The following is a 12,940-nucleotide window of genomic DNA, read 5'->3' as shown; positions in this document are numbered from 1 at the left end:
CCCCACGGTCGCCCGGCCGGCTCGAACCGAGGTGGCCCCGGAATCAGAAGCCGCCGCTGCGCATCGCTTCCAGCGAGTCGGGGAATGGGTATCGGCTAAACACCGCGGTGGGTGCCGCTTCGAACATCGCCGGGGAGGGATACACGTCGCCGTCGTAGCCCGCTTCGTGCATGACCTGCAGGATCGATTCGAAGCTCGGCTCGTTGCCTTCGGCATCTTCGAGCCGGTTGGCCCGGCCTTCGAGGAAGGACACGGTCGCGGTCGGCCGCCACTGGGTGTGGTGACGCAGGAGTTGCGACACCAATTCAAACCCGTGGCTGAGGTCTTCCATCGTCATGACCTCCCGATGCGACGGGCGGAGCAGGGCGAGGACCTCGACCAGTCCCATGTCGTATTTCAGAACGGTGACGTCGTCGCGTTGGGCGAACTGCCGGGCGTGGGCGGTGACGCTCTCGGGGGTCCACTGGCTGCCGGGCAGCATCGTCGCGAGTTGCCCCAGAATCCCCTCGGTGTTGTCCTCGGCGTTGGCGGCGCACACCAGCGAGCTGTAACGGCCCGCCAGCAGGTCGTCGAGCAGGTACTGGCCCCACATCAGGCGGAGGCGGGGTTGTTTGTCGGCACTGCCAATCGGACGACCCTCCGGAGCCAGGACCAGCTTGTCGGCCAGCCCGGTTTCCAGGAACAGCGCGTCGCCGTCGCCATCGTAGATACGTACCGAAGTTGCTTGCGTGGAGTAGGTGTTCATGGGGGCACTTTCTCGTTCAAAGAACTCTGAGGCCGGGCACACCACGGTGGCCGCTCGGCTGTTAAATAGTGGATATAAAACTCCAGAATAACAAAAGTATCGGCACGTCGCCACGGCCGGCCAGAAGAAATATTGTGAAATTTTTGGCGATCTACATTTCACCGAATTCGCATGAAATTACTGCCGATATAATAGAAAAGTCGAGATTCACATCTTGCCGATATGGGTTTACGGAGGAGCGGATTGATGCTAGGATCTTAAAAGAAGACTAAAACCCCTTTTTATCCGTAAATTAGAATCCAAACGATCAGCCCTCTTTACCGGAAGCACTTGCCATGAGCACCGCCATCCCGCCCCGACCCACCACTCTTCACCCCGAAGCCAGCTCCGGTGCATTCGATCCGCACACCGGATTCACGCCCGGCCCATGGCAGCAATCCATTGATGTCCGCGACTTCATCCGTGGTAACTACTCGCCGTACTCGGGCACCGAGGCCTTCCTTGCCAGTCCGACGCCCCGCACGACGAAGGTCTGGGAAAAGCTGTCAGAGCTCTTTAAGATCGAGCGTGAGAAGGGCGTGCTGGATGTCAGCCAGATCCCTTCGTCCATCACCGCCCACGAGCCGGGCTACATCGACCAGGACCTCGAGCTGATTGTCGGCCTGCAGACCGACGCCCCGCTGAAACGCGCGATCTTCCCCAACGGCGGCTGGCGCATGGTCGTCGGCTCGCTCGAAGCCTATGGCTACAAACCCGATCCCGAGGTCGCCAAGGTCTTCACCAACTACCGCAAGACGCACAACGACGGCGTCTTCGATGTCTACACCCCCGAGATCCGCAAGGCCCGTAGCGCCCACCTGGTCACTGGCCTACCTGACGCCTACGGCCGCGGCCGGATCATCGGTGACTACCGCCGCGTAGCCCTCTACGGCGTGGATCGTCTGATCCAAGCGAAAGAATCCGAGAAACTCCAGCTTGCCGAGCTCCATTCGACCGAGGACGTCATCCGCGACCGCGAAGAAATCTCTGAGCAGATCAAGGCCCTGAAAGAACTCAAGCAGATGGGTGAGGCCTACGGCTTCGACATCTCCCAGCCCGCCAAGGATGCACGCGAGGCCGTGCAGTGGACCTACTTCGCCTACCTCGCCGCGGTGAAAGAACAGAACGGCGCGGCCATGTCGCTGGGCCGGGTCAGCACCTTCTTCGACATCTACATCCAGCGCGACCTGGAAACCGGCAAGCTCACCGAAGAGCAAGCCCAGGAACTGATCGACGACTTCGTCATCAAGCTGCGTATCGTGCGTTTCCTGCGGACGCCGGAGTACAACGACCTGTTCAGCGGCGACCCGACCTGGGTCACCGAATCTATCGGCGGCGTCGGTGAAGACGGCCGGCCGCTGGTCACCAAGAACTCGTTCCGCTTCCTGCAGACGCTGTACAACCTCGGACCCGCGCCCGAGCCGAACCTGACCGTGTTCTGGTCGACGGCGCTGCCCGAGAGCTTTAAGCAGTTCTGCGCCAAGGTCAGTATCGACACCTCCAGCATCCAGTACGAAAACGACGACCTGCTGCGGGACGGCGGCGGTGACGACAGCGCGATCGCCTGTTGCGTCAGCGGCATGGAAGTCGGCAAGCAGATGCAGTTCTTCGGCGCCCGCGTCAACCTGGCCAAGTGCCTGCTCTACGCGATCAACGGCGGCCGGGATGAACTCACCGGCAAGCAGGTCATGCCCGAGTTCGACCCCATCGAGGGCGACGTGCTCGACTACGACCAGGTCATGGAGCGCTACGACAAGGCGATGGACTGGCTGGCCCGTGTCTACGTCAACGCCATGAACTGCATCCACTTCATGCACGACAAGTACGCCTACGAACGCATCGAGATGGCGCTGCACGACTACTCGCCGCGCCGCACGATGGCCTTCGGCATCGCCGGGCTCTCGGTCGTCGCCGACTCGTTGTCTGCCATCCGCAACGCGGGCGTCAAGGTCGTCCGCGACGACACCGGCCTCGTGGTCGACTACGAGGTCCAGGGCGACTACCCCGCCTTCGGCAACAATCACGACGATGTCGATGGCTACGCCACCTGGCTGGTCGAGACCTTCATGGAAAAACTCCGCAAGCACCCGACGTACCGCAACGCGGACCACACCATGAGCGTGCTCACGATCACGTCCAACGTCGTCTACGGCCAGTCCACCGGCGCGACCCCCGATGGGCGTAAGACCGGCGAGCCGTTCGCCCCCGGTGCCAACCCGATGCACGGCCGCGACGAGAACGGCTATGTGGCCTCGGCGCTCTCGGTGGCCAAGCTGCCCTACGAGGCCGCTCAAGACGGCATCAGCCTCACCAACAGCATCCTGCCAAGCGCTCTGGGCTCGAACCGTGAGGACCAGATCCGCAACCTCGCCGCCTGCCTGGACGGGTATTTCGGAGCCTCGGGCTTCCACATGAACGTCAACGTGCTCGATCGCGAGACGTTGATCGATGCCATGGAGAACCCCGAAAACTACCCGCAACTGACCGTTCGCGTGAGCGGCTACGCGGTAAACTTCATCAAGCTGACCCGTGAACAGCAGCAGGACGTGGTCAACCGCACGTTCCACAACAAGCTGTAAGCCGCTCCCCACGGGCTGAATCGGCTTGAACCCATGAACGACCCGCACGACGTCTCCCAATCCGAAACCCAGGGCGACGCTGCGCATGTGCCCCTGCCGACGCTAGAGCCCGCCCCGCTCCAGCCCGGCAGGGGCGTTTCGCCGCGCACCGGGTTGTTGCACAGCTACGAGAACGCGTCGACGGTGGATGGGCCGGGGTTCCGTTACGTCGTCTGGCTCATGGGCTGCCACCTGCGATGCCAGTACTGCCACAACCCCGACACCTGGCCTGTCAATCGAGGCCAGCCCCACACCGTCGAGCAGATCGTGGCGGACGTCGCCAAGTATGCTCAGTTTCTGAAGGCGACGAAGGGCGGGTTCACCGTGTCGGGTGGGGAGCCCCTGGTCCAGGCCCCGTTTGCGATTGAGCTGCTGCGTGCCATGAAGACGGAGTTGGGGCTGCACGTCGCGATGGATACCAACGGCTACCTCGGGCATCGCCTCAGCGATGAAGACCTCGAGGATGTCGATCTGTTTCTGCTGGACCTCAAGGCGTTCGACGCCGAGCACCACCGCGTGGTCACGGGTCACGACAACACCGACATCCTGAACTTTGCCCGCCGGCTGGCCGAGCGCCAGCGCCCGGCCTGGGTGCGCTACGTCTTGGTGCCGGGGCTGACGGATGGTGCAGAAGACATCGAGGCACTCGCTGAGTTCGTCGCCCCGATGTCGAATGTTGAGCGGGTCGAGGTTCTTCCGTTCCACCAGATGGGGCGGGACAAGTGGAAGAAGCTGGACCTGGATTATCCCCTGGCCGACACCCCCGCGGCGACGCCAGATCAAGCCAAAGCCGCGATCGAGATTTTCCGCGCGGCCGGCTGCCCGGTGGTCTGATTTAACCCGCCTGCCGATTCGTTGAGACCGAACCGGGGCCGGCCGGGGTCATTCAGCAACCCATTGTTTCCAGCGGCGCTCCGCCGCGTCGGGCTGTAGCTGTCCGGGGTGGACGACCAGGGCGTACTGCAGCTCCAACGTTTCGTGCGCTTGGAGGGTGTACGGCCCGTCGTGGATGACCGCGGGGCTGAAGTACGGCATGCCCTTGGCCAGGTACCACTTGGCGGGGGCGTTGAGGTTGTCGGGGTGGTCCATGAACAGCAGGCTCGCCCCCTGCGGGGTGTGGTAGGCCTGCCACCGCGCGGGTTCGCGGTTGCCAAGGACCTGGGCTTCGCTGTTGATGAAGGTGCCCTTGCGCATCTGCGGGTTCATGCGGACCGACCAGCCCGCGTAGCCGCCGTACTTCCTGCCGTCGGGTTCGCCGGGGATCGGGGTGCGGTCGAGGTGGACGTCGTTGTCCTGTGCGGTGAATGCGCTCGACCAGTGGACCGTGTAGATGCCCTCGTCGTCGGGGTGGGTGATGTGGAGCGTTCGGTGCTCGCGCATCACGATCTCGTCGCTGCCCGCCGGGGCGTAGGCGAGATCGATGGCGATTGAAACCGCTTCGTCCTGGGCGTCAACCGTGGTCTGCAATAGGCGCGTCTCGCCCTTGGACTTGCCGGTGGTGCGGTCCTCTTCCCAGTAGTTGACGCCGTTGATGAACTTCCACGAGAACCACACGCCGCGGTGCCAGGGGTGGTCTTCGGGGCGCAGGTCGGTGAAGACCACCCCCCCGGTCGACGCGAGGGGGTGAATGTACGGCTTGCCCTGTTCCGGGTCGTGCACCAGGGTCCATAAGGCCTTGCCGTCGAACTCCAGCGTGGTGGAATCGGGCGATTCGACGATGTTGATCGAGGGCTGGCTCATGGTGGCGGAGGTTGTCAGTGCAAATACGAGAACTATGACGGCTTTCAGCAACCGTATCGCCCTTTCCTACAGCGTCCACGGCCCACGCATCGGCCGATGCATCATCTTGACGGCGTCATCGCTGCCAACGACGGTTTCGTTGACCGGGTCCCAGCGAAGCGTTTCGCCAGTGCGGATGCACAGGTCACCCATGTGCGAGATGATGTCGGACTTGATGCCGGACTCGAGGTTGGAGATCGGCTGCTCACGGCTCCGGACGCTGTCCACAAAGTTGTCCATGTGTTGTCGGCTGACCGGGAGGCGGATCGGGCCGGGGTCTTTGGCTTTACGGCGGAGTTCTTCGGAGGAGGCGGTGAACACGCCACGCGAAATACTGACCCAACCATCGCTGCCTAGGAAGATTGTGCCGTTGCCAATCTTTTCGAGGCTCTTGGTCATGCCTTCGGGCAAGGTCATGTCACCCTTCACCGCGGTGGAGCGATCGAGGAAGTGCATCTTCAGGCCGTTGGCGTAGGTGGCCTGCATCGACCAGTGGGTGACCGAATCGAAAAGGCCCTTGGTTGGTATGGTGCCGGTGGTGGTGTACTCAACGGGGATGCCCATGTCGTTTTCGTCCGCCCACCACTGGAGAATGTCCAGCGGGTGCGCGCCCCAGCCCGCGATGAAGCCGATGGCGTAGTCGTAGATGAACCAGGCGCCCGTGTTGGCGACGCGGGCGTCGCAGTAGGGCTTCTCGGGCGCGGGGCCGAGCCAGAGGTCGTAGTCGAAGTTGGCCGGGACGGGTTGGGGCGTCGGGTCACCTCCGGTGCCGCCCTGGGGTGCCCAGACATAGATTTCCTGGACCTCGCCGATGTGGCCATTGAGCACGAGTTCCAGTCCCAGCCGGCAGGAATCCATCGAGCGTTGCTGCGTGCCGTACTGGAACACGCGGTTGTGTTTCTCGACGATCTCGCGGGCCGCGAGGTTCTGCTCGATGCTGACACCCAGCGGCTTTTCGCAGTAGACGTCTTTGCCCGCACGCGCCGCGGCGATTGAGATCGGCACGTGCCAGTGGTCGGGGGTCACGATGTGTACCGCGTCGATGTCGTCGCGCTCCAGCAGCTCACGGAAGTCGGCGTAGTGCGACTCGGCCCCCCAGGCCTCGGCTTTCTCGACTCGGCGGTTCAGGAAAGGGTCGCAGGTAGCGAGCACTTGAGCCCCCGGGTTTGCCTTGTATGCCCAGCAACTATTCGAACGTGAGCCACAGCCGATCACGCCCACGGTGACGCGTTCACTGGGGGCGGCCGCCCCGTCTTTGCCCAGCGCGGTGGCGGGGACAAAGGTCGGGAAACCCACTGCGGCGGCACCGGCGGCGGATGATTTAAGGAAGGTACGTCGGGAAATGTTGGTCATGGTGTTCTCCATTCGAGATTGAGAGCAATTAAGTATTGGTGGATGGGGCGGCTAAACCGATGGCGGCAGTGGATTCAGGATTTCAGCGTTTGGCCTTCCGGATCACTTCTTTGAGCATGGCATGCATCGCGGGTTCGTCCCAGATCACGCGGTTGTGTCCCGGGTTCATCATCGTGACGTTCGGCGTTTCCTTAGAACCCCAGGCCATGTAGGCCTGGTGGCCTTTGGGTGACTCGGCCGTGACCCAGTCTTCGGTTGGGCTGACCTCGGCGAGACGGGTAAACAGCTCGTCGACGGGCAGGGTCTTGCCATCGATGTCGGCCTCAAAGTCCGAGTCGGGAGCGACGTTTAGGGTGCAAGAGGTGATGGGGTGTTGTGACTTGGGGTGGGGGTTACCGTCTTCGTCGGCCCAGACCCAGTAGCGGCCCAGCCAGTTACGGAACTCGGGCCAATCGGAGTAGGCGCCAAGACCCGCATGAATAACCACCATCGGTCGGCCGTTGCCGACCCATTCGCTGATCAACTCGCGGACTTGCGGGGTGGATTTGCGGTAATTGTGGTAAATGACCAGCAGGTCGGCCTCGGCAAGGTCTTCGGCGGTCAGGCCACGCTGCTCAATCGCAACCATATTCACCGACTCGGCGCCGATCGCCTCGAGGGCATGACGCACCCCGTCACGCCCGGATTCGGTGGGGTGCTTGGAACGATCGCCGGGGTGCGAGTGGATGGAGCCGAACAAGACAACGTGGCCGAGAGAATCGTTGGAGTCGTCCGGCTCTGCCGTGGCTTGGGCTTCTGCTTGAACCGTATTCGCGTTCCACGGAACAATGACGCCAAAGACAAAGCCGAACAAAGCAGCGGCGGCGACGAGAAACAGGGCGGACCGTAGCGATGGCGAAAGTGAAGGATTCATAATCAATACCTATAGAAAGAAGCCGTTTTCAGTGGGCGTCACCGGCTGACGTCGGCAAGTAAACCAACACTGCACACCAGCTCAGCGGTGGCACGCAGCCCCGAACGCATCGCGGGCAGCGCCCAAATCTCACGGCGGTGCCCGGGGGCCCACACGGCGACGTTGTCGACGCCCTCGGCTTGCCAGGCGATGTAAGCCTCGCCCTTTGAGGTCTCGGCGGTGACGAGCTCACGAACCGGGGCGGCCAGGCCCAGCCCCATGTACACCTCGTCACGCGGCAGCCAGGCCGTGTCGTAACCCGGGTCGAAACCGCTGCCCTCGACCACTTGAAGTTTGTAGGGAACGTGCGGGTGGCCGGAAGGCGGGAGCGCTTCGCCTCCCCAAACCCAGTAGCGCCCGATCTGCTCGCGGAACCACGGCCAGTCGGCATACGCGCCGATGCCGCAGTGGGCGATCACCGTCGGCTTGCCCGCTTTGATCCAATCGCCGATCAATGCGCGGACCTCGGGCGAACTGGTCATCTCTATGTGGTAGATCACCAGCAGGTCGGCCCCATCGAAATCACGGGCGACAGGTTCGCGCTGTTCAACCGGGACCACGTGTACCTGATCGCTGACCTCGGCCAGCAGCGCATCGGTCAGGCCGTCGCGTCCGCCTTCGCCGTTCTCGTCGCAGTGGTGCGGGTCGGCGAGGAGTACCGCTTTTTTCAGGAACGGCTTGCGACGCGGCGGGTGTTGTGCGATCTCCAAGGGGGCAAACCCCAGATCACGCGGCGGCAGCGCGATACGGCGCATCGTCCGCGCCGATTCATGGGCGGCAAAAGCGATGCGTGTCGCCATGGCGGCGTGTTCAACCCCGCAGCGCACGGTGGTCGAGGAATCTTCGACACCTCGCCACAACTCGCCGAAGAGCCCGGCGTAACTGGTAGGCTCGGCCTCGGCGTCGACGGGGTATGCGGTGAAGCCGTCCTGGGTCATGACGTGGATTTCATTTCGCCCCTCGCTGATCTGCATCAACCCGTTCGTGCCGACGATATGGATGCCATAACCAAACGGCCCGGCGGCATCGAGGGTGAGGAAGACGCCCTTGGCCCCCTTGGCGTAATCGATCTGAACGACCGAGCTGTCTTCCACGGCGTGCTGGTATCGCCGTTGGCCGGTGTGGTCGACGCCCGCCAGCACCGCTATGGGCTGGTCGTCGAGCAGATAACTGGCCATGTCTAACCAGTGGGTGGTCCACGAGAGCATGTCCCAGTTCTCTCCGACGTGCGCGGTGAGTACGAGCTTCTCCCCGAGCACGCCCCCGGCCAAGAGCTGGCGGGCTTTGGTGAACCACGGGTCGTGTCGGCGTTGGTGGGCGATCGCGAGGCGTGTGTTGGATTGCTCGCAGGCGGCGATCATCTCGTCGATCTCGCTGCCGTCCAGGGCCATTGGTTTTTCGCAGAGGATCGCGCGGACGCCGTGCTTGGCGGCTTCGAGCACCTGTGAGTGATGCAGGCCCGGCCAGGTCGCGATGCTCACGCAGTCGGGCGTTAGCGCCGCGTAGAGCGCTTCGGTCGAATTAAACAGCCGGTCTTCAGGCACACCAAAGGTTTCGCCGAACGCCGCGAGATTGTCCGCGTTGATGTCCACGCCGTAGAGCTCGACGTCCGGGAACGCTGCGCGAAATCCATGGGCGTGGGCGTGACCGATCGCCCAGCCTTCCTTGTTGCCGTCACAGGCACGTCCGCAACCAATCACCGCAGCCGTTTTCACGAAGTCCACTCCATCAGGCGCTCGGCCGACGTTTTCACCGCATCGGCTCCCGCGATCTCGAGCGTCGTGGGCCCATCAAACCCGATGCGGACGAGCTCCTCCGCCGCTTCCTTGACCGCGATAACGCCGTCGCCGAGCGGGATCACCGCCATGCCGCAGCCGTACATCGTGCCGCGTTTCTCAACCCATTCCTCGGGCATGTCTTTCCAGTGCACGTGCTTGATGCGCGGCCCGAAGCGTTCGATAAACGCCAGCGGGTCACCGCCGCCCAGCCAGAGGTTTCCGGTGTCGAGGTTCAGGCCCACGGTTTCGGGTTCGCCGAGTTGGTTGAGCAGTTCGTCCAGCGCGTCGATGTCGTCGGTGACGATGCCGTGGGGTTCGAGCAGCAGCTCGATGCCGAGTTCCTTGGCCCATGCGATGGGGTGATGCAGTTTCTCGCGGATCGCAAAGATGCGTTGTTCGGGGGCCAACGATTCGCCGAAAGCGGTCTTCGGATCGCCCTCGGTGGTGACCACTTGCTTGATGCCCATGAAGTGGGCGAGCTGTATCGCTTTGATGATCTGCGGGGTGCCGTAGGCCTCGGGGGAAGGGGGGTCGAGGAGGTTGGCGTGGGCGCACACGGCGGTGAGTTGGATGCCCGTGTCGCCGATCATGTGGCGGATTGCTTGCGGGTGGCCGTCGAGGCTGATGGTTGCGGCGAAGCCAAACTCCGAGCCCAGGCTCGCACCGTCGTGGCTGTCGGTCAGGTCGGCGTACTGGATGCCCATCTCCGCGATGGCCTGGAACTGGCGGGCCATATCGGAAAAAGGTTCGATCAACGCAAAACAACCGATTTTCATGTGGCAGACTCCGGGATAACGGGAAGTGATATTGGGACAAGAAACAAATTACAGATAAATTTTTCGATGTCTTCCAAGATTGGCGATTGGTGTTTTAGATAAATTTTTGGGTTACCATGATTGCATGAATTTGATCGATGTCACTGGCGTCTGGCGTCCTGGCAAACAACGGAAGCTGTCGTGGCACCGCAACGTCGGGCTAGAGGTGGTTTGCGTCACCGGCGGCACCGCGGAGTGGTCGGTGGACGACCGCGCCTATCGCGTCCCGGCGGGTTCGGTGTTTTTTACGTTTCCCTGGGAATGGCACGGCAGCACCTGCGAAACCGCGCCCGGCCTGGAGCTGAGCTTCGCGGTTATCGGCCTAGACCGCGTCTATAGGAAGCGTCCGGCGAACAATCGATTCGGTTGGCACCCGGAGCTGCCGTTCACCGCGACCGAGGGCCGTCAGATCAGAAAAGCTCTCGTTGACTCTCCGTCGCGTTCGCTTCCGCTCACCGAGAACCTGGTGCACCTAGTCCGTGGCATCGCGGGGCAACGTGGTGCGGACGGGCTTGGCACGGGTGTGGTGCGGCGAGCGCTTGCGGGACAGACTCTCGTTGAGCTCGCGCGGATTGCACAGTCCCAAGCGACTCCGCGTAGCCGTGTGCTCGAGACCGACCACCGAGTGTTGGCTTTTATCAAGCAGATGGAAAGCCGCTGCCACGAGCCGTGGTCGGTCGAGTCCATGGCCAGTGCCTGCGGGCTCGGCCGGGCTCGGCTGACCGACCTGGTACGCAAGCACACCGGCGACACCCCGCTGATGCTCATGAACCGCCTGCGGGTTCAGCGGGCCCAGCAGCAGTTGGCCGAGAGTGACGCTAAAGTGATCGATGTCGCTTTTGGGTGTGGCTTCAGCACCGCTCAGCATTTCTGCCGTGTGTTTCGAGACTACACCGGCACCACGCCCAGCCAGTATCGCAAGAGTGTGCGGAGCGATTCCGAGGCCGCCAGCACGGTGGCTTAAGCATATTCAAGTTACCTATTGTCTATCGCATCAGTCATTTCTCTGAATAGGAAGATTCGGTATGAATAATGTGTTTGCCGTGATGCTTGGCGTCCTTTCATTTGCTTCGACCGCCACGGCGATCGCTGCCGAGCCCGATCGGCCCAACATCATCCTCATCATGGCAGACGATATCGGGGTGGACGGACTGGGCGTATACGGCGGAACCGGTTATGCCACTCCAAACTTGGATCGTCTGGCGGCAGAGGGGCTGCGTTTCGATCACGCCTACGCCCAGCCGCTGTGCACCAACACCCGTCTTCAGTTGATGACCGGGCTCCACAACAACCGCAACTGGATCGCGTTCGGCATCCTGGATCCCGGCGCAAAAACCATCGGCCACTTTATGGCCGAGGCGGGCTACACCAGCTGCATCGCGGGTAAGTGGCAACTCCAGAGCTATGAACGGCCGACAGACCCCTTGGCGGATCAGCTCCGGGGTATCGGCATGCACCCCAAAGATGCCGGCTTTGATCACTACAGCCTGTTTCACTCACTTCACACCGAAGACAAGGGCTCGCGTTTCGCAGACCCGACCTACCTGCAGGACGGTGAATTGGTCCATAAGCCCGGTTCCTACGGACCTGACGAATGGGTCGACTACATCAACGCTTTTATTGAACGCGAGAAGGACGGGCCTTTCTTCGTGTACTACCCGATGGCCCTTCCCCACGGGCCGATGGTGCCGACTCCGTTGAGCAAGGATTGGGCAGACCCTGCGAAGCGTCTTGATTCCGACAACCTCTACTTCAAGGACATGGTCGAATACATGGATGTCTGCGTCGGGCGTATCGTGGACCACGTCGATGAACTCGGGCTCGGCGAAAACACTTTGATCCTCTTCTACAGCGACAACGGCACCGACCAACGCCACACCTCCCAAACCATCAGCGGGCCGGTCAGAGGCGGGAAGGGGCTAACCACCGCAGCTGGAACGCATGTGCCCGCTATTGCCCGTTGGATCGGAACGGTTAAGCCGGGCGTGAGTGACACGCTCGTGGATTCAACCGATTTCATCCCCACCCTCCTCGAAGCCGCGGGCCAGCCCGGGGTGGCGTTCAACGGTCTGGACGGGCATAGCTTCTACGGTGAGTTGATTGGCGCAACGGGTGTTTCGAAACCTCGGGAGTGGATTTACAGCTATTACGATCCACGCCCCGGGATGGGTAAAGACCGTTTTCGTTTGCACGTCTCGGCACGGGACTGCCGTTGGAAACTGTATGACGACGGCCGTTTGTTCGATACAAAGGCCGACCGCTTAGAGCAGCAGCCCATTCTTCCTGAAGACGACACCGCTGAATCCAAGGCGGTCCGGGAGCGACTTGCTCGGGTCCTGGTGTCCCAGATGGTGGACTGAGTCGGAGGTTGCCTCTCTCGTTTAAGAGTTTGTCTTTGCGGACTTGGGTTCGTCGTCTTTTGACTTGAACCAAGCCCGGACGCCAAAAGGTCGCGGGATAATCCGCGACTCTCGTTATAGGCATATGTCGAGAAGACACTTAGGTATTGCTTGAGGTGCTACGGGCGATCGGAGTGACGATTCTTCGACGTATCAATACTGGTGCAGTAGTTTGCTGTGTCTTCTATCCAGCTATGCGCATTTTCGCAGCATGGGTGTTTGTCTCTGCGTGGGATCGATCCAACGTTGAGCAGCGCAGCAATATGCGTCAATACTTGCCGGAAAAGACTTGGATTAACTCATTTTTGCAGTTAAAGTATTAAGAATCCCCTGATTGGTAACAATCAACAACATCGCTTTTAGTTTCTCCCGCCCCACGCTCTGTCGCCTTTTGGTGATCCCTCCGCGTGATGCTTCGCCGCTGTTATCCAGGTCAATTCTTTTTCAGTGTGGAGTTGTTTT

10 protein-coding genes are annotated in these 12,940 nt (G+C 61.8%); 4 read left to right on the top strand and 6 right to left on the bottom strand.

Going from position 1 to position 12,940, the window contains the following annotated elements:
* Window positions 1–43: 43 nt before the first annotated feature.
* Window positions 44–745, bottom strand: a complete 702-nt coding sequence (locus tag HNQ40_RS00050; protein WP_184675142.1) for a hypothetical protein — start codon at window positions 743–745, stop codon at window positions 44–46.
* Between the two features lie 335 nt (window positions 746–1,080).
* Between HNQ40_RS00050 and pflB the strand changes: the two genes are divergently transcribed.
* Window positions 1,081–3,363: a formate C-acetyltransferase gene (gene pflB / locus HNQ40_RS00045; RefSeq protein WP_184675140.1), complete on the top strand. Its 2,283-nt coding sequence runs from the start codon at window positions 1,081–1,083 to the stop codon at window positions 3,361–3,363.
* A 33-nt stretch (window positions 3,364–3,396) separates the two neighbouring features.
* Window positions 3,397–4,236 carry a pyruvate formate-lyase-activating protein gene (gene pflA, locus HNQ40_RS00040; protein WP_184675139.1) on the top strand — a complete coding sequence of 280 codons (840 nt, stop codon included), beginning with the start codon at window positions 3,397–3,399 and terminating at the stop codon, window positions 4,234–4,236.
* 48 nt (window positions 4,237–4,284) lie between these two features.
* On the opposite strand, the gene HNQ40_RS00035 is transcribed toward pflA, so the two are convergent.
* From HNQ40_RS00035 to HNQ40_RS00015, 5 genes are all read right to left on the bottom strand, one after another.
* Window positions 4,285–5,142 carry a DUF6807 domain-containing protein gene (locus HNQ40_RS00035; RefSeq protein ID WP_184675138.1) on the bottom strand — a complete coding sequence of 286 codons (858 nt, stop codon included), beginning with the start codon at window positions 5,140–5,142 and terminating at the stop codon, window positions 4,285–4,287.
* A 66-nt stretch (window positions 5,143–5,208) separates the two neighbouring features.
* Window positions 5,209–6,534 carry a Gfo/Idh/MocA family protein gene (locus HNQ40_RS00030; protein WP_184675137.1) on the bottom strand — a complete coding sequence of 442 codons (1,326 nt, stop codon included), beginning with the start codon at window positions 6,532–6,534 and terminating at the stop codon, window positions 5,209–5,211.
* 82 nt (window positions 6,535–6,616) lie between these two features.
* Window positions 6,617–7,447: a ThuA domain-containing protein gene (locus tag HNQ40_RS00025; RefSeq protein ID WP_184675136.1), complete on the bottom strand. Its 831-nt coding sequence runs from the start codon at window positions 7,445–7,447 to the stop codon at window positions 6,617–6,619.
* 38 nt (window positions 7,448–7,485) lie between these two features.
* Window positions 7,486–9,201, bottom strand: a complete 1,716-nt coding sequence (locus HNQ40_RS00020) for a Gfo/Idh/MocA family oxidoreductase (RefSeq protein ID WP_184675135.1) — start codon at window positions 9,199–9,201, stop codon at window positions 7,486–7,488.
* Window positions 9,198–10,040, bottom strand: a complete 843-nt coding sequence (locus HNQ40_RS00015) for a sugar phosphate isomerase/epimerase family protein (protein WP_184675134.1) — start codon at window positions 10,038–10,040, stop codon at window positions 9,198–9,200. The genes HNQ40_RS00020 and HNQ40_RS00015 overlap by 4 nt, the downstream gene beginning before the upstream one ends.
* A 124-nt stretch (window positions 10,041–10,164) precedes the next feature.
* Between HNQ40_RS00015 and HNQ40_RS00010 the strand changes: the two genes are divergently transcribed.
* Together HNQ40_RS00010 and HNQ40_RS00005 are read left to right on the top strand one after the other, a co-directional pair.
* Window positions 10,165–11,043, top strand: a complete 879-nt coding sequence (locus tag HNQ40_RS00010; protein ID WP_184675133.1) for a helix-turn-helix domain-containing protein — start codon at window positions 10,165–10,167, stop codon at window positions 11,041–11,043.
* A 70-nt stretch (window positions 11,044–11,113) separates the two neighbouring features.
* Window positions 11,114–12,439: a sulfatase-like hydrolase/transferase gene (locus HNQ40_RS00005; protein WP_221435305.1), complete on the top strand. Its 1,326-nt coding sequence runs from the start codon at window positions 11,114–11,116 to the stop codon at window positions 12,437–12,439.
* Window positions 12,440–12,940 lie beyond the last annotated feature (501 nt).

Source organism: Algisphaera agarilytica (assembly GCF_014207595.1).
Lineage (GTDB): Bacteria > Planctomycetota > Phycisphaerae > Phycisphaerales > Phycisphaeraceae > Algisphaera > Algisphaera agarilytica.
The sequence above is the reverse complement of the archived record's forward strand: the minus strand, read 5'-3'. Positions and strand labels throughout refer to the sequence as shown.

Coding starts and splice junctions, on each gene's coding strand:
- HNQ40_RS00050 (WP_184675142.1), bottom strand. CDS start 745: ATGAACACCTACTCCACGCAAGCAACTTCGGTACGTATCTACGATGGC.
- pflB (WP_184675140.1), top strand. CDS start 1,081: ATGAGCACCGCCATCCCGCCCCGACCCACCACTCTTCACCCCGAAGCC.
- pflA (WP_184675139.1), top strand. CDS start 3,397: ATGAACGACCCGCACGACGTCTCCCAATCCGAAACCCAGGGCGACGCT.
- HNQ40_RS00035 (WP_184675138.1), bottom strand. CDS start 5,142: ATGAGCCAGCCCTCGATCAACATCGTCGAATCGCCCGATTCCACCACG.
- HNQ40_RS00030 (WP_184675137.1), bottom strand. CDS start 6,534: ATGACCAACATTTCCCGACGTACCTTCCTTAAATCATCCGCCGCCGGT.
- HNQ40_RS00025 (WP_184675136.1), bottom strand. CDS start 7,447: ATGAATCCTTCACTTTCGCCATCGCTACGGTCCGCCCTGTTTCTCGTC.
- HNQ40_RS00015 (WP_184675134.1), bottom strand. CDS start 10,040: ATGAAAATCGGTTGTTTTGCGTTGATCGAACCTTTTTCCGATATGGCC.
- HNQ40_RS00010 (WP_184675133.1), top strand. CDS start 10,165: ATGAATTTGATCGATGTCACTGGCGTCTGGCGTCCTGGCAAACAACGG.